Below are 17,162 nucleotides of genomic sequence, written 5' to 3' on the forward strand. Positions count from 1 at the left end.
CTCGTATTCTATCCGACGTCGGGGCGTCGTGCGGCGAGGGCCACGACCTCGGCCGCCGCACGGGCGACCTCGTCGTTCACGACCCGGTAGTCGAACTCGTTCTGCGCCGCCAACTCGGTGCGGGCGGTGCGCAGACGGCGCGCGCGTTCCTCGGCATCCTCGGTGCCGCGACCGACGAGACGCTGGACCAGTTCGTCCCAGCTCGGGGGCAGCAGGAACACCAGCGTCGCCGAGGGGTCGGCAGCGCGCACCTGGCGGGCGCCCTGCAGATCGATCTCCAACAGCGCGGTGCCGCCGGCGGCCAGGACGCGGTCGATCGGCTCGCGCGGCGTGCCGTAGCGGTGCTTGTTGTGGACCGTGGCCCACTCCAGCAGCTCCCCCGCCGCGACGAGACGGTCGAACTCGGCGTCGTCGACGAAGTAGTAGTGCTCCCCGTCGACCTCGCCCGGCCGCGGGGCGCGGGTCGTCGCCGAGACCGACAGATGGATCTCGGGGAAGTGCTCCTTGATGTGCGCGGCGACCGTCCCCTTGCCCACGGCCGTCGGGCCGGCGAGCACGACGAGCCGGCTGCGCCCCTCGCGTGGACCCGGTTCGGGCCACCGTGCGTCGAGGAACGCCTGCAGGGCGTCGCGCTGGCGCGAGCCCAGGCCGCCGAGCCGCTTGACGGGCGAGATGCCCAGCGACGACAGGATGCGATCCCGCTTGCTCTCGCCGATCGCGCGGATCGCCGTGAGGAACTCGGTCACGCGCATCGCCCCGGCCGCCGACAGCGGATCGGCGAGGCCGCGCCGCAGCAGCTCCTGCGGCGTGATGACACGGGTCGAGACGTCGCGCTTGAGCGCCGCGCGCTCGCGACGCGCGGCCACTGCGCGGCGCGAGGCGGCGGCGCGGTCGACCTCGGGAGGACGACGGGAATCAGCCATTCAGGGCCTCCCGGTACAGGTCGGCGCGGGCCGTGATCCGCTCCGCGAGGCGCGCCGGACCCACAGCGAGGACACTGCGGCTCTCGTTCGCCACCACGGCCTTCGACACGTACCCGAACAGGCGTCCGAGATCGGCGGGATCAGCACCCTGCGCACCGAAACCGGGCGCGAGGATCGGCATCCCCGCGAGGGTGATGTCGCCGAGACCGAAGGCCGCGCGGTCCACGGTCGCGCCGACGACGACGCCGATCGAGCCCAGGGCGCCCGGCTGCCCGAGGTTCGCCTCGTTCACGTCGTGCGCGACGCGGGCGGCGACCCGTTCGTGGTCGCCGACGGCCAGGGCGTCCTCGACGACGGCGCTCTGGACCGCACGAGCCTCGGGGTTGCTCGTGGCCGTGAGGACGAACGCGCCCTTCCGCACGCGGAGCGCGGCGGCCAGCGTCGCGCGCAGCGAGTCGGGGCCGAGATAGGGCGTGAGGGTCACGGCATCCGCTTCGAGGGGTGAACCGGGCTCGAGCCACGCCGCGGCGTAGCCCTCCATGGTCGTGCCGATGTCGCCCCGCTTGGCGTCGGCGATGACGAGGAGGCCCGCCGCACGGGCGGCGGCCATCACGTCCTCGAGGGCGGCGAAGCCTGTCGATCCGTAGCGCTCGTAGAACGCCACTTGCGGCTTGACCACACCGACACGGCCGGCGGCGGCCTCGACCACGCGCAGGCCGAACTCGCGCGCGCCCTCGGGCGTGGCATCCAGCCCCCACGCCGACAGCAGCGCGGCGTGGGGGTCGATGCCGACGCACAGGGCGCCGTGGGTCTCGAGGGCAGCGGCCAGCCGCTGGCCGAACGTCTCGCTCACAAGCGACCCGCGCGGTCCACGGCGTACTCCTGCAGGCTGCGCACGGCGAAGCCGTCCTTCATCGCGCCGAGGGCGCTCACGGCCGCGCCGAGCACCGCCATCGTGGTGAACAGCGCCTTGTCGGCGGCGACGGCCGCGGCGCGGATCTCGTAGCCGTCGGCACGGGCCGTGCCGCCGCTCGGGGTGTTGACGATCATGTCGATCTCGCCCGCGTTGATCAGATCGACCACGTTGCGCTGACCGGAGCCCTGCGTCTCGGAGTACTTCTCGACGACCTGGACCCGGATGCCGTTGCGGGCGAGGATCTCGGCCGTGCCCTCGGTCGCCATGAGCTCGAAGCCGAGCTCCTGCAACCGGTGGGCGGGGAGGATCACGGCGCGCTTGTCGGCGTCGGCCACCGAGATGAACACGGTGCCCGAGGTCGGCATGCCGCCGTACGCGGCCTCCTGCGACTTCGCGAACGCGGTCGGGAAGTCGCGGTCGATGCCCATGACCTCACCGGTCGAGCGCATCTCGGGCCCGAGCACGGAGTCGACGGTGTGACCGTCGGCGGTACGGAAGCGCTTGAACGGCAGCACGGCCTCCTTCACGGCGACGGGGGCGTCCAGCGGCACGCGTGAGCCGTCGCTCTCGGGCAGCATGCCCTCGGCGATGAGCTCGGCGACGGTGCTGCCGGCCATGATGCGGCTGGCGGCCTTCGCGAGCGGGATGCCGAGCGCCTTCGACACGAAGGGCACGGTGCGGCTCGCGCGGGGGTTCGCCTCGATGACGTAGAGCACTCCGGCCGAGATGGCGAACTGCACGTTCAGCAGACCCCGGACGCCCACGCCCTGGGCGATCGCGAGCGTGGCCTCGCGGACGCGGTCGACCTCGGTGCGACCGAGGCTCACCGGCGGGAGCGTGCACGAGGAGTCGCCGGAGTGGATGCCGGCCTCTTCGAGGTGCTCCATGACGCCGCCGATGTACAGGTCGGTGCCGTCGTACAGCGCGTCGACGTCGAGTTCGATGGCGTCGTCGAGGAAGCGGTCGACCAGGAGCGGAAGCCCGGGGCCGATGATCGCCTGGTCGGCCACGCGCACGAAGTAGTCGCGCAGCGCGTCGGTCGAGTAGACGATCTCCATGCCGCGGCCGCCGAGCACGAAGCTCGGGCGCACGAGCACCGGGTAGCCGATCTCCTCGGCCACCGTCACGGCGCCCTCGACGTCGATCGCCGTGCCGCTGCGCGGGGCGACGAGTCCGGCGTCGTCGAGCAGACGCGAGAACAGCTCGCGCTCCTCGGCGAGGTCGATCGCCTCGGGGCTCGTGCCGAGGATCGTGTAGCCCGCGGCCTCGATGCCCTTGGCCAGGCCGAGCGGCGTCTGGCCGCCGAGCTGGCAGACGACGCCGAGAATCGTCCCGGACCGGCTCTCGGCGTGGAGCACCTCGAGGACGTCCTCGAGGGTCAGCGGCTCGAAGTAGAGGCGGTCGCTCGTGTCGTAGTCGGTCGACACGGTCTCGGGGTTGCAGTTGACCATGACGGTCTCGTAGCCCGCGTCCGACAGCGCGAACGAGGCGTGCACGCACGAGTAGTCGAACTCGACGCCCTGCCCGATGCGGTTCGGGCCCGAGCCGATGATGACGACCTTCGTGCGGTCCGACGGCGTGACCTCGGTCTCCCAGTCGTAGCTGGAGTAGTGGTACGGCGTCAGGGCCGGGAACTCCCCCGCGCACGTGTCCACCGTCTTGTAGACGGGGCGCACATCGAGGGCGTACCGGATGCCGCGCACCTCGGCCTCGTCGAGCCCGCGGATCTCGGCGATCTGCGCGTCGCTGAAACCGTGCTCCTTCGCGAGGCGCAAGGTGTCGGCATCCAGCTCTCCGGCCTCGCGGATCATCTCGGCGACCTCGTTGATGAGGACGATCTGGTCGATGAACCACGGGTCGATCGCGGTGGCGTCGAACGCCTGCGCGGGCGTCGCGCCGAAGCGCAGCGCCTGCTGCAGCACGACGATGCGTCCGTCGGTCGGCGTCTTCGAGATCTCGAGGAGCTCGTCGACCGAGCGCGACTCGTCGCCCCAGTGGAAGCTCGATCCGCGCTTCTCGAGCGAGCGCAGTGCCTTCTGCAGCGCGGTCGAGTAGTTGCGGCCGATCGCCATGGCCTCGCCCACCGACTTCATGGTGGTCGTCAGCGTCGTGTCGGCCGCGGGGAACTTCTCGAAGTTGAAGCGCGGCACCTTCACCACGACGTAGTCGAGCGTGGGCTCGAAGCTCGCCGGGGTGACCTTGGTGATGTCGTTCGGGATCTCGTCGAGGCGGTAGCCGATCGCGAGCTTCGCGGCGATCTTGGCGATCGGGAAGCCCGTCGCCTTCGACGCGAGCGCCGAGGAGCGCGAGACGCGGGGGTTCATCTCGATGACGATGATGCGCCCGGACTTCGGGTCGACGGCGAACTGGATGTTGCAGCCGCCGGTGTCGACGCCCACGGCACGGATGATGTCGATTCCGATGTCGCGCAGCTTCTGGTACTCGCGGTCGGTGAGCGTCAGCGCGGGGGCCACGGTGATCGAGTCGCCGGTGTGCACGCCCACGGGGTCGACGTTCTCGATCGAGCAGACGACCACCGTGTTGTCGGCGGTGTCGCGCATGAGCTCGAGCTCGTACTCCTTCCACCCGAGGATCGACTCCTCGAGCAGCACCTCGCTCGTCGGCGAGTCGTGCAGGCCGGCGCCGCCGATGCGGCGGAGGTCGGCCTCGTCGTACGCGAAGCCCGAACCGAGCCCGCCCATCGTGAACGAGGGACGCACGACGAGCGGGTAGCCGAGCTTCTCGGCGCCGGCGATGAGCTCGTCCATCGAGTGGCAGATGACGGATGCCGCGACGTCGGCGCCCGCCTCGATCACGAGCTCCTTGAAGATCTGGCGGTCCTCGCCCTTGTTGATCGCCTCGAAGTCGGCGCCGATGAGCTCGACGTCGTACTTCTCGAGGATGCCGCGCTTGTGCAGCTGGATCGCCGCGTTCAGGGCCGTCTGACCGCCGAGCGTGGGGAGGATGGCATCCGGCTTCTCTTTCGCGATGATCGTCTCGATCACCTCGGGGGTGATCGGCTCGATGTAGGTCGCGTCGGCGAAGTCGGGGTCGGTCATGATCGTCGCCGGGTTGGAATTGACGAGGATGACGCGCACCCCCTCTTCGCGGAGGACGCGGCACGCCTGGGTGCCGGAGTAGTCGAACTCGCAGGCCTGACCGATGACGATCGGGCCGGAGCCGATGACGAGGACGGAGTGGATGTCGTCGCGCTTAGGCATTCTTCTTCGTCTCCTGGGTCGCGAGCACCATGTCGCGGAAGCGGTCGAACAGGTAGTTGGCGTCGTGCGGGCCGGAGGCGGCCTCGGGGTGGTACTGCACGCTGAACGCCGGGATGTCGAGGGCGCGGAGGCCCTCGACCACGTTGTCGTTGAGGCCGATGTGGCTGACCTCGACGCGGCCGTAGCCGTGCGGGCTGTCCACGACCTGGTCCAGCGGCGCCTCGACCGCGAAGCCGTGGTTCTGCGAGGTGATCTCCACGCGGCCCGTGGTCTTGTCGAGCACGGGCTGGTTGATGCCGCGGTGACCGAAGGGCAGCTTGTACGTACCGAAACCGAGCGCGCGGCCCAGCAGCTGGTTGCCGAAGCAGATGCCGAAGAAGGGCAGGCCGTCGTCGAGGACGGCGCGCAGGAGCTCGACGTGCTGGTCGGACGCCGAGGGGTCACCGGGACCGTTGGAGTAGAACGCGGCGACCGGCTCGATCGCGCGGATCTCCTCGATCGTGGCGGACTGCGGGAACACGTGCACGTCGAAGCCCCGCGCGGCGAGGTTGTCGATCGTGGATTGCTTGACGCCGAGGTCGAGGACGGCGAGGTTGCCGACGCGCTCCGCCGTCGCCGGGGTCACCTCGACCTCGGTCACCGAGACCTCGGCGGAGAGGTTGCGACCGGCCATGCCGGGGGCCGCGAGCACGCGGCGCAGCTGCTCCTCGGGGTCGAGGCCGGCGGCCTCGCCCGAGAACACGCCGCCGCGCATGCTGCCCGACGAGCGGATCCGGCGCGTGACGGCGCGGGTGTCGAGTCCCGAGATGCCGACGATGCCGTCTTCGACGAGCGCGTCGTCGAGCGAACGGTCGGCGCGCCAGTTCGACACGACGCGCGAAGGGTCGCGCACGACGTAACCGGCGACCCAGATGCGGCGGGACTCGGGGTCTTCGGCGTTGACACCGGTGTTGCCGATGTGCGGGGCCGTCTGCAGCACGATCTGGCCGGCGTAGGACGGGTCGGTGAGGGTCTCCTGGTAGCCGGTCATGCCGGTGGCGAAGACGACCTCGCCGAAGGTCTCACCGCGGGCGCCGTACGCGCGGCCGGGGTAGCGGGTGCCGTCTTCCAGCACCAGGACGGCGGGCTCGCGCGAGATGCGCGGAGGGGAGATCAGGGCGGTCATGCGTCGCTTCCTGTCGTCGTGAGGGGACGGATGGCGTCGGCGAGGGATCGGGCCGAGGCATCCTGGGGTCGGAGGTAGGTGTCGACGATCGTGTCGTCGTCGATGCGCCAGCTGACGCGCGTCAGGCCGTCGCGCTCGACCACGCGGTCGATGGCGACCGTGGCGAGAGCTGCGTCGACGAGGCGGTCGCGGGTGAGCGCGATGCGGGGCTGGCCCGGCAGGTCGAGGGCGATCCCGGCCGAAGTGACCGTGACGTCCACGCGGGAGCGGAAGCCGAGGCCGCGGATGGCCAGACGCTCCAGGGGCTCGCCGTGACGGGTGGTCGCGACGTACAGGCCCGGGAACACGCCCGTCTCCACGGCACCCTCGGGAAGCTCTCCCACCGGTGCGGTGTAGCGCGCATCGCGCCGCGTTCGTCGCATCCATGCCCACGCGAGGAGCGCCAGCAGCACGACGGCGACGCCGGCCATGACCAGCAGCGCGCCTTCGCGGGTCACGCGAGCACCCCGGGTGCCGGCAGCACCGCGCCGTCGATGACGGTCGGGATGCCGGCGCGCACGGTCCAGCGCACCTCGCCGGGGAGCTCTCGGCCGAGGTACGGCGAGTTCTTGCTGCGGCCGCGCAGGTCGCCGAGGCCGAACTCGCGCGACGGGCGCGGGTCGTACAGCGTGAAGCTCGCGGGCTGCCCCTCGGTCAGCGGGGTGCCGTGCCCGTCGAGGCGGCCGATGCGGGCGGGAGTCCGCGACATCACCCGGGCGACATCGGCCCAGTCGAGCAGACCGGTCTCGACCATCGCGGAGTGCACGACGCGCAGGGCGCTCTCGAGCCCCACCATGCCGTTGGCGGCCGCGGCCCACTCGCAGGACTTCGCCTCGGCGGGGTGCGGGGCGTGGTCGGTCGCGACGATGTCGATCGTGCCGTCGGCCAGACCCTCGCGGACGGCGAGGACGTCCTCTTCGCGGCGCAGCGGCGGGTTCACCTTGAAGCGGGCGTCGTAGTCGCGCACGAGCTCGTCGGTCAGCAGCAAGTGGTGCGGGGTCACCTCGGCGGTGACGTTCACGCCGCGCTTCTTGGCCCAACGGATGATGTCGACCGATCCGGCGGTGGAGAGGTGGCACACGTGCAGTCGCGAGCCCACGTGCTCGGCCAGCAGCACGTCGCGCGCGATGATCGACTCCTCGGCGACGGCGGGCCAACCGGCCAGACCCAGCTCGGCCGAGACCGCGCCCTCGTTCATCTGGGCGCCCTCGGTCAGACGCGGGTCCTGCGCGTGCTGCGCGATGACGCCGTCGAACGCCTTCACGTACTCCAGCGCGCGACGCATGATGAGGGGGTCGAAGACGCAGAAGCCGTCGTCGCTGAAGACCCGCACGCGGGCGCGCGAGTCGGCCATCGCGCCGAGCTCGGCGAGACGCTCGCCCTTCTGGCCCACCGTGACGGCGCCGATCGGCTGCACGTGCACGTAGCCCGCGGCTTCGCCGAGGGCCAGCTCCTGCTCGACGACGCCGGCGGTGTCGGCGACGGGCGAGGTGTTCGGCATCGCGAACACGGTGGTGAAGCCGCCCGCGGCGGCCGCTCGCGACCCCGTCTCGACGGTCTCGGACGCCTCGTAGCCGGGTTCGCGCAAGTGCACGTGGAGGTCGACCAGGCCCGGCAGCGCGATGAGACCCTCGGCGTCGACGACGGTCGCGCCCTGGTGCGAGAGACCGGTGCCGGTCTCGGCGATGACGCCGTCGCGGACGAGGAGGTCGGTGGCATCCGCGCCTTCGATCCGCGCGCCGCGCACCAGCAGGGTGTGGGGGGTGGCGTGGCTCATCGCGGGTCCTCTTTCTCGGTGTCGGGCCGTTCGCCCGCAAGCAGCAGGTAGAGCACGGCCATGCGCACGGAGACGCCGTTCGCCACCTGCTCGAGAACCGTCGAGCGCGGCGAGTCGGCGGCTTCGGCGGAGATCTCCAGGCCGCGGTTCATCGGGCCAGGGTGCAGAACGATGCTACCGCCCGGCAGAGCCCCCAGGCGCCGCGCGTCGAGGCCGTAGCGCCGTGAATACTCCCGTTCAGTGGGGAAATATGCCGCATTCATGCGCTCGAGCTGGATGCGGAGCATCATCAGCGCGTCGGGTCCCGCGGCGATCGCACGGTCGAGGTCGTAATCGACCTCGACGGGCCACCCGCTCACGTCCTGCGGCACGAGGGTCGGCGGCGCCACGAGCGTGACGTGGGCGCCGAGGGTGTGCAGGAGCCACACGTTCGATCGGGCGACGCGCGAGTGGAGGATGTCGCCGACGATCGTGACCCGGATGCCGTCGAGCCCGCGGCCGCGGCTGTCGTCTCCGAACAGGCGCTTGCGGATCGTGAACGCGTCCAGCAGCGCCTGCGTCGGGTGGGCGTGCGTGCCGTCGCCGGCGTTGACGACACCGGCGGTGATCCAGCCGCTCGTGGCGAGGGTGCGCGGGGCACCGGACGCGCCGTGGCGGATGACCACGGCATCCGCTCCCATCGCCTGCAGCGTCTGGGCGGTGTCCTGCAGCGACTCGCCCTTGGAGACGCTCGAGCCTTTGGCGGAGAAGTTGATGACATCGGCGCTGAGACGCTTGGCGGCGGCCTCGAACGAGATGCGGGTGCGCGTGGAGTCCTCGAAGAAGAGGTTCACGACGGTCTTGCCGCGCAGCGTCGGGAGCTTCTTGACCTCACGGCGCTGCGTGTCGGCCATGTCCTCGGCGACGTCGAGGATCTCGAGCGCCTCGGCGCGGGTGAGGTCGCGGGTGTCGAGCAGGTGCCTCATGATTCGATCGTCACCTCCTCGATGCCGTCGATCTCGGCGAGGCGCACGTTCACGCGCTCGTCGCGGGCGCTGGGCAGGTTCTTGCCGACGAAATCGGGCCGGATCGGCAGCTCGCGGTGACCGCGGTCGATGAGGGTCGCCAGTCGCACGGCGGCGGGTCGCCCGATGTCTTGCAGGGCGTCGAGGGCGGCGCGGATGCTCCGTCCCGAGAACAGCACGTCGTCGACGAGCACGACGACCTTGCCGTCGATGCCACCCGCCGGGATGCGCGTCGCCTGCGGGGCACGCGTGGGGTTGCGGTGCAGGTCGTCGCGGTACATCGTGACGTCGAGGGCTCCGACCGGCACCGAAGTTCCGCCGAACTCGCTGATCAGCGGCGCGATCCGATCGGCGAGGGTGACGCCGCGGGTCGGGATGCCGAGGAGGACGAGTCCTTCCGGTCCCTTGTTGGACTCCAGGATCTCGTGCGAGATGCGCGTCAAAGCGCGGGCGATGTCGGCATCGTGCATGACGGTGCGCGTACTCATCCGCTGCTCCCTTCTCCGCCTCACGGGACGGGGTTAAAGGTTGCCGTGGTTCTGGGTCGAGTCTAGCGGGTGGCTGCGGGTGAATCCTGATCGGTGTCGGGTGGTGTCGCTCCCCGAGGCCGGTGGCGGTCGAGTTTCATTCGTACATTTGTTCTATGGAAATGCGTGCGCTGACGGATCGCCTCCTGGGGGGAGCGAGCGCATCGTCGCGCTGGTCGCGGGGCGAGAGCTCGCTGCTCTCGATGATGGCCAGGTCATGCGGGTCATGAGCGAGATCACCTCTGCGCGGAATGCGCTCGACGTACTGGCGGCGTGTGCGGCGCGTGTCATCGACGCGCGGTCTTCCCGAGAGCTGGGCGTCGCGGGCTTGGCGCAACGCCAGGGGCACCGCACGGCGACGGAGCTGCTCCAATCGCTGACCGGGCGGAGCAGGAGCGAGGTCTCGCGGTCGGTGAAGACAGGGGGCGATCTGCTCGGTGCCACGACTGTCCTCCCGGGCGACCGCGAGGACGGGTCCCGTGGGGCGGCGTCGAGTGGGGTGCCCGAGAACGTCGGCGGGTGCGCGGAGTGGCTCGAGCTGTTGAGCGATGCGCTCCGTGACGGCGCCGTCAGCCAGGCGCAGTTCCAGGCGATCCGCGTGGGCCTGGGTGAGCCGCCGGTCGAGAGATATCCCGACCTCGATGCGGGCTTCCTGCCGCGCGCGTGGGCGACGGCCGTCGAGAGGCTGATCGATGAGGCGCCGCATCTGCCGGTCGAGGAGCTTCGCGCTTCCGCACGGATTGCGCGGGACCGGCTCGACCCCGTCGGCGTGACACTGCGGTTCGAGGAGCGCTTCGCCGCGCGGTCGTATCGCTCGTGGGTCGACGAGCACGGGCAGCGACACGGACGCTTCGTTTTCGACGATGATGCGGCGGCGTGGGTGGATGCCATTCTGCAGGCCGCGTTGCGTCCGCGGCGGGGGCCCCGGTTCGTCGAGGCGGATGCCGGGAATGCCCCGGGGCTGCGTGACGCCGAGGGGGTGCGTGACGCCGAGGGGCTCCGCGATACCGAGGGTGTCCGTGACGCCCGTGGCGTCGCCGGGTTCCATCCCGCCCGGGACGCCGCCGATGAGCGGTCGGGTGAGCAGATCGCTTACGACACGCTGATCGCGGTGATGCGCACGGGAGCCGCGGCCGACCCGGCGCAGGCGTTCGGCGACCGTCAGCCGGGGGTGCGGATCGTCGTCGAAGGAGCGGCATTCACGGGGCCCGGGGCGGCGGAGAAGGAGCGCGCGCGGACCGAGGTCGCGATCCGCGCCGTCGGGCACCTCGAGGATGTTGGAGAAGCCCTGCCCGCCGGGGTCGTCGAGAGCTACCTCTGCGATGCGGGTGGGGTTCCTGTCTCCCTCGACGACGCAGGACGACCGCTCGATGTCGGTCGACACCAGCGGCTGTTCACGCGGGCGCAGCGGATCGCGATCGCCGTGCGCGACGGCGGCTGCGTCGGGATCGGATGCCGTGCCCCCATCTCCCAGTGCGAGATGCACCACATCGACCACTGGGCCCAGGATCGCGGCCGCACCGACGTCGACGACGGCGTTCCTCTCCGCCGGAACCACCATCTGGGTCTGCACAACCGCGGGGAGAAGATCGTGCGCGAGCGAGACCCGGTGACCGGTCAGGACACGTACTGGTTGCATGCTCCGCCCGACCCGAGAACGGGCGAGGTGCGCCCGCCCTATCGGTTGAGATCGAGGTCACCGCGCCGCTTCGACGCGGCGTGACCGGGCACCCCTCGATGAACATTGCTTCCGCCATCGCGCTGAGCAGGTCGTGACGCGTGAGGAAGAGCCAACCGCGCTCGCCGCACCCGCTACGCCCTCGTGGCCGTGACGCCCATCGCACTCGTTGCGGTCGGGTGGCATCCGTCGTTGCCGGGTGGCACTCGTTGCGGTCGGGTGGCATCCGTCGCTGCCGTGCGGCATCCGTCGCACTCGTTGCTGTCGTGTGGCATCCGTCGTTGCCGTGTGGCATCCGTCGTTTTCGCGTCGTCGAGGCTCACGGCGACCGCAACGGTCCCGCTCGGAGCCAAGTGACCCGCGTCGGTCGGTCACTCCTCTTCGGCGACGATCTCGGCCTTGAAGCCCGCGGAGTCTTCCAGCCACCCGGCGTAGTGCTCCGGGCCGCCGGCGAACGGATACCGCTCCTGGTACAGGGTGCGCCACCCGTGCGCGGGCGCGGCCTCCATCACGGCATCCACCCGCGAACGAGAGCCGCCGAGGAACGCGAGATGGTTCACCCCCGGCGCTCGCCGGTTATGGACGGGCCCGGACAGGTTCGGCGAGGTGGTCAGCGTCAGGTAGGCGCCGTCGCCGGCGCTCCATGACTCCCCCTCCGGCCACGCGCCGCAACGCTCGAACTCGACCGCCGACAGGAGCCAGCCCCACTCCGCGCGTGCCTGCCCGAGGTCGGCGACCCAGATCTCGACGTGATGGAGGCCCGCCACGGGTCAGCGGGCGGTGGCCTCGGCCGGCTCGGAGGCGGCGCGCTCCCCGCTCGGCGTCGAACGGATCGGGTGACCGGTCGTCGTGAGGCACCGACCCGAGGCCAGATCCCACTTCCAGTCATGCAGCGAGCACGTCAGCACGCCGTCCTCGATCTTGCCGGTCTTGGTCAGGTCGGCGCGCAGGTGCGGGCAGCGACGCTGCACGGTCCAGCCGTCGATCTCGGCATCCTCGGTCTGGTCGGACTGCTCGGCGTACCAGTTCTCGACGTACTCGATGCGGTCGCGCGACAGGCACTTCAGGAACGTCGTGAGGAACTCGTTGAACTTGCCCGAACGGCCCACCTCGAACTGCATCGACAGGAAGATCGAGTTCGACCAGTCGATCTCGTGGTCGCGGATGTTCGTCGACACCAGATCGGCGGGGATCGTGTACCAGTAGATGCACTCCTCGCCCGCGTACTCGCGCACCTTCGCCTTGGGGAAGTCGACGACCATGTCGAGTTCGCCGATACGGAAGCGCACCATTCCGCCCACGCCGTTGCGGATCGTGCGGCCGCGGCGGAGCAGCGGCTCCCACCACTCCTTCAAGGCTGCGAGCATCTCGGCCGGCGGGATGATCTCGGCACGGGATGCCTCTTCCGCGGCGATCTCGCTCTGACGGCTGTCGCGCTGCTCGGCGAGGTACGCCCACTTGTCGCCGAAGATGCGGTCGATCTCGGCATCCGTGAAGAGGGTCTGCGTGACCGTGACGTCGGACCCGTGCACCTCGACCTCCGTGCCGGGGAGGAACAGGTGACCCTGCTGATCGGGGCGCAGGTCCTTCATGTGCGCGAGGAATTCGCGCTGGTCGGTGAAGATCGAGTCGTTCTCGAGGCCCGTGCCGTTGTAGCGGAACAGCGCCTCGCGGAGGAACATCGGCGGCCCCGCCATGGGGAACACGTGCGGCGCGTTGACCTTCTCGATGTAGTACATTGCGCGCTTGTTCTGCGCGTCGCGCTTGAGCTGCGCGAAGTTCTGCTTGGCGTCCTGGGGAAGGTCATAGACCATGGGCCACCAGATCGCCCCCGAGACCTGCGTGAAGTACGCGTCGGGGGTGCCGAAGTCGATCAGCTTCTCGAGGTCGAGCGGGTGCGAATCGTTCTGGTTGAGGATCGAGGCAGTGCCGTCGTCGAGAGAGAGCGAGGAGTCGCCGATGGGGCCGTCGGAGGGTGCGCGCAGCGGTGTCACCATGATCTTCAGGTCGCCGTACTGGATGGGCACCCCCGCCTCGGTGCGGACGAGGTTGGTGTAGCCCAGCGCGATGAGGTCCTGCTCGAGGTCGTCGGTGGGGTACTCGGGCAGGAGGACCTTGATGTCCTTCGACACATACCGCTCCAGCATCGCCGGGTCGAAGTGGTCGCGGTGGCGGTGCGAGATGTACAGGAAGTCCGCCGCGCCGAACCGCTCCCAGTCCAGCGCACGGTTGTCGGGGAACGGGAACCACGAGCCGAAGAAGCTCGGTCCGATGACGGGGTCGCAGAGGATGCTGCCGCCTGCCGTCTCGATGAACATTCCCGCGTGGCCGAGGCCGGTGATCTTCATGTCGCTCCTGTCCGTGAGAACCCGTCGAGTCTACGCGGGCGATGGCTGTGCGAGAGGTGGGCGCGGTGGCCGCATCCCGACCCGCGTCAGTCCCCGAGGATCCCCCGGATGTCGTCGGCATCCAGGCTTCGGGCGAACGCGTCGTCGTCGTCGAGCACGGCGCGGGAGAGGGCGGCCTTGCGCTGCTGCAGCTCGAGGACCTTCTCTTCGACCGTGCCCGCCGCAATGAGCCGGTAGACGAACACGCTGCGGGTCTGACCGATGCGGTGGGTGCGGTCGATCGCCTGGGTCTCGGCGGCGGGGTTCCACCACGGGTCGAGCAGGAAGACGTACTCCGCCTCGACGAGGGTGAGGCCGAAGCCGCCCGCCTTGAGGCTGATGAGGAAAACCGGGGCATCACCCTCGCGGAACCGGTCGATCACCTCTCCGCGTCGGGCGGTCGAACCGTCGAGGTGCGCGAACGTCAGGCCCGCGGCATCCAAGCGCTCGGCGGCCAGGTCGAGGAACGACGTGAACTGGCTGAACACGAGCGCTCGGTGACCTTCGGATGCCACCTCGACGAGGCGTTCGAGCAGGACGTCGAGCTTCGCCGAACCGAGGTGCGCGTCGCGCTCGTCGATCAGGGCGGGGGCGAGGGCCAGCATGCGTAAGAGCGTGATCGAGCGGAAGACGATGAAGCGTTGCCGGTCGAGGTCGTCGAGCAGCCCGAGGATCTTCTGCCGCTCGCGCTGCAGGACGCGGTCGTAGAGCTCGCGGTGCGCGGGTCCCAGGGGCACCGCGATCGTCTGCTCCTGCTTGGGCGGGAGGTCGGCGGCCACGACGTCCTTCGTCCGCCGCAGCAGGAACGGGCGCACGCGCGACCGCAACCGAGCGAGACTTCCCCGGCGATGGGCGTCGGCCGCCGCGGCGGAGAGTTCGGTCGGTGAGTCGCCCGGCAGCTGCTCGATCGCCCGGACGTACTCTTCGCGGAAACGCCGGGCCGAGGGGTACAGACCGGGCGCGGTCAGCGCCAGCAGCGCCCACAGGTCGTCCAGGCCGTTCTCGATCGGAGTGCCGGTGACCGCGAAGACCGAGTCCGCCCGCAGCGCGGCGACCGCGCGATGGATGCGGGTCGCGGGGTTCTTCACGAACTGCGCCTCGTCGAGGATCACCCCGGCCCAGTCGGGCTCGGCGAATTCGGCGTCGTCGGTGCGGACCACGCCGTAGGGAGCCACGACGATGTCGGCGCCGTCGGACAGCTGCGCGATCGTGCGCGTGCGACGCACCGCGGTCGCCTCGACGGTGACGACCACCAGCTCGGGCGCGAACCGCGCGGCTTCGGCTCTCCACGTCGGCAGCACGGACGTCGGGGCGATGACGAGCCAGGGCCGCTGCTCTCCCGCGGCCCGAGCATGGGCGATGAGCGCGAGCACCTGCACGGTCTTGCCGAGCCCCATGTCGTCGGCCAGGATGCCGCCCAGCCGGTGCGCGTGCAAGAGTGCGAGCCACGAGAGCCCGGCCCGCTGGTACGGCCGCAGCTCGGCGCGGAAGCCCGCCGGGGTCGCGATCTCGGGCATCTCGGACACATCGCGCAGCGCCCGCGCGAGAGAGCGCCACTCGCCCGCGGCCTCGGATTCGTCGGCGAGGTCTTCGAAATCGCTCCACAGTGCGAGGTGGCGGCGCGGGATCCGCGGGCCGGCGTCCCATTCGTCGAGCTCCGCGGCCTCTTCGAGCAGGTCGCGCAGACGCTGGAGCGCGGGGTGCGCGAGCGAGAACCAGGCCCCGTCGGACAGCTTGATGCGCGTCCGGCCGCGCGAGAGCGCCGTGAAGAGCGTGCCGAACGGGATCGTGCGCCCGTCGATGACGACGACGATGCCGAGGTCGAACCAGTCGCGATCGGGCGACGGGACGGCGGTGATGGACAGCGACGGGTCGCCCCGCAGCTCACGGAACGCCGGAACGGTCCCGCGCGTGACCACGCGCACATCGGCGAGCAGGTCGAGCGCGGGGAGCAGTCGCGTCGAGAACAGCGCGGCGTCGGCGTCGCGCAGCGTCGCGCGGGCGCGCGCCGGCAGGTCGGCGTTCTCGGCCCACGCCGCTTCGAACCGCCCGGCGATCTGCGCCTCGACCCGGGGATCGCGCTCGTCGTCCAGGACGGGAGTCCCGTACGCGGCGCGGATCGGCCCCGGGTACAGCCAGTCGAGGGCGTAGTCGAGCGCGTCGTCGTCGCGGTACGTCACCATCACCTCGAGGGTGGGCCGCGGTGGAGGGGGCGCCGGAACCCCGGCGCCGATCGCCAACGGCACCCGACGGGCCAGCCGCGGATACGCCTCGGCGAGGAACTCCCCCGTCTCCTCGGCGGGCACCTCGACGGGCCCCGTCGTCAGCAGCGCGGGAAGCGGTGCCGGCAGCGCGACCGGTGCGAGCGCGAGCGGGATCGGGTCGCGGTCGATCTCGAACGCGAAGACGCCGAATCCGCCCACGGGCCGCACGTGCGCGGCATCCGTCGTCTGCCCGTCGATCTCGACCACGGATGAGAGCCGCAGCCCGCCGTCGCCGCTGGAGTCGACCGCGACGCGCGCCGTCGCCGCATCGGCCAGCCGCACCGTCTGCTGCGGGTGCATCGCCACGAGCGGGATGCCGAGCCCTGCGGCCGCGCGCAGGTGCGGCCACAGCAGGGGCGAGGCGATGGTGTCGAGCGCAACGGTGTCGCTCGCGGCGACGAAGGGCCCCGTGGTGCGCATGGCTTGCGCGAGCGCGTGCAACTCGGCGAACCAGCCCACGTGCGCCGGGTCGAAGCGGCCGCCGGATCGGCGCACCACGTCCCACGTGGCATCCGCCCGGATCCAGGTCTCGCGCGCTCCCCGGACGAGCGGCCGGGCGACGAGCTGCAGGTCGTCCTGCCGGCGGGCGAGCATGCGGGGCGTCACCGGATCGACCGACCGCGCTTGCCAGTGGGACGGGTCGTACGGGGCGCGCTGGCGCAGCTCGATCCCGAGGGCCAGCGCGTCGAACCCGGGCTGCTCGCCGCTGGGGAGCAGGCCGCGCCACGACGTCATGAAGAGATCCTCGCGCAGGCCACCGACATCGCGGCCGGCGGAGCGACCGGTCGGAGACGCCGTGACGCGGCCGCCGACGAGAAGTCGGGGCCGCGTCGGGTCACGCCGGAGGTGGTCAGGACGAGCGGGCGATCCGGGCGAGGACGCCGTGCACGAACGAGCCGGAGTCGTCGGTCGAGAACTCCTTCGCCAGTTCGACGGCCTCGTCGATCGCGACCGCCGTGGGCACCTCGTCGTTGTAGAGGATCTCCCACGTGCCGATGCGCAGCAGGGCGCGGTCGACGGCGGGCATGCGCTGCAGCGACCAGTCCTTGGCGAACGTGGTGATCTGCTCGTCGATCGCGTCGCGGTTGTCGATCACGCCGTCGACGATGTCGCGGGCGTACAGCCACGACACCTGACGGTCGGGCTCGCTGGCGGCACGCTTCGCTTCGACGGCGAGCATGACGGGCAGCTCTTCGCCACGGACGTCGGCTTGGAAGAGGATGTCGAGGGCGCGCTTGCGCGCCTTGGTACGGGCGCTCAA

Annotated in this window: 13 protein-coding genes; 1 reads left to right on the plus strand and 12 read right to left on the minus strand. The window is 70.8% G+C overall.

Annotated features, from left to right (window positions below; all coding sequences use genetic code 11):
• Positions 1-8: 8 nt before the first annotated feature.
• Genes gmk through pyrR form a run of 8 tightly spaced genes read right to left on the minus strand, consistent with a single transcriptional unit; the run spans position 9 to position 9,533 of the window.
• Positions 9-923, minus strand: coding sequence for a guanylate kinase (gene gmk, locus AC3E6M_RS03280; protein WP_490529022.1), 915 nt, complete (start codon positions 921-923; stop codon positions 9-11).
• Positions 916-1,776: an orotidine-5'-phosphate decarboxylase gene (gene pyrF / locus AC3E6M_RS03285; protein ID WP_490529023.1), complete on the minus strand. Its 861-nt coding sequence runs from the start codon at positions 1,774-1,776 to the stop codon at positions 916-918. The genes gmk and pyrF overlap by 8 nt, the downstream gene beginning before the upstream one ends.
• Positions 1,773-5,060 (minus strand): carbamoyl-phosphate synthase large subunit, encoded by a 3,288-nt coding sequence (gene carB, locus AC3E6M_RS03290; RefSeq protein WP_490529024.1) that lies wholly within the window; start codon positions 5,058-5,060, stop codon positions 1,773-1,775. Before carB ends, pyrF begins: the two co-directional genes overlap by 4 nt.
• On the minus strand, positions 5,053-6,225 hold the full coding sequence (carA, locus tag AC3E6M_RS03295; protein WP_490529025.1) for a glutamine-hydrolyzing carbamoyl-phosphate synthase small subunit: 1,173 nt from the start codon (positions 6,223-6,225) through the stop codon (positions 5,053-5,055). The genes carB and carA overlap by 8 nt, the downstream gene beginning before the upstream one ends.
• Positions 6,222-6,722 (minus strand): PH-like domain-containing protein, encoded by a 501-nt coding sequence (locus AC3E6M_RS03300; RefSeq protein WP_292901932.1) that lies wholly within the window; start codon positions 6,720-6,722, stop codon positions 6,222-6,224. Before AC3E6M_RS03300 ends, carA begins: the two co-directional genes overlap by 4 nt.
• On the minus strand, positions 6,719-8,041 hold the full coding sequence (locus AC3E6M_RS03305; RefSeq protein WP_138173857.1) for a dihydroorotase: 1,323 nt from the start codon (positions 8,039-8,041) through the stop codon (positions 6,719-6,721). The genes AC3E6M_RS03300 and AC3E6M_RS03305 overlap by 4 nt, the downstream gene beginning before the upstream one ends.
• Complete coding sequence (locus AC3E6M_RS03310; protein ID WP_138173855.1) at positions 8,038-9,006, minus strand: aspartate carbamoyltransferase catalytic subunit; 969 nt, start codon at positions 9,004-9,006, stop codon at positions 8,038-8,040. The genes AC3E6M_RS03305 and AC3E6M_RS03310 overlap by 4 nt, the downstream gene beginning before the upstream one ends.
• Positions 9,003-9,533, minus strand: a complete 531-nt coding sequence (pyrR, locus tag AC3E6M_RS03315; protein ID WP_490529026.1) for a bifunctional pyr operon transcriptional regulator/uracil phosphoribosyltransferase PyrR — start codon at positions 9,531-9,533, stop codon at positions 9,003-9,005. Before pyrR ends, AC3E6M_RS03310 begins: the two co-directional genes overlap by 4 nt.
• Positions 9,534-9,798: 265 nt before the next feature.
• On the opposite strand from pyrR, the gene AC3E6M_RS03320 reads away from it, so the two are divergent.
• The gene (locus tag AC3E6M_RS03320) at positions 9,799-11,295 is read left to right on the plus strand and encodes an HNH endonuclease signature motif containing protein (protein ID WP_490529027.1); all 1,497 of its coding nucleotides are present in this window, start codon (positions 9,799-9,801) and stop codon (positions 11,293-11,295) included.
• 326 nt (positions 11,296-11,621) lie between these two features.
• Here the strand turns inward: AC3E6M_RS03320 and AC3E6M_RS03325 are convergent, their stop codons facing one another.
• The 4 genes from AC3E6M_RS03325 to nusB all read right to left on the minus strand — a co-directional run bounded on the left by AC3E6M_RS03325 (position 11,622) and on the right by nusB (position 17,162).
• Positions 11,622-12,017, minus strand: a complete 396-nt coding sequence (locus AC3E6M_RS03325; protein WP_490529028.1) for a VOC family protein — start codon at positions 12,015-12,017, stop codon at positions 11,622-11,624.
• 3 nt (positions 12,018-12,020) lie between these two features.
• A complete protein-coding gene (locus tag AC3E6M_RS03330; protein WP_490529029.1) occupies positions 12,021-13,598 on the minus strand; it encodes a Rieske 2Fe-2S domain-containing protein in 1,578 nt (525 codons plus the stop codon).
• A gap of 86 nt (positions 13,599-13,684) precedes the next feature.
• On the minus strand, positions 13,685-16,636 hold the full coding sequence (locus tag AC3E6M_RS03335; protein WP_490529030.1) for a DEAD/DEAH box helicase: 2,952 nt from the start codon (positions 16,634-16,636) through the stop codon (positions 13,685-13,687).
• A gap of 115 nt (positions 16,637-16,751) precedes the next feature.
• Complete coding sequence (gene nusB / locus AC3E6M_RS03340) at positions 16,752-17,162, minus strand: transcription antitermination factor NusB (RefSeq protein ID WP_138173843.1); 411 nt, start codon at positions 17,160-17,162, stop codon at positions 16,752-16,754.

Source organism: Microbacterium sp. SCPM-O-B-15248 (M128), from assembly GCF_058214835.1.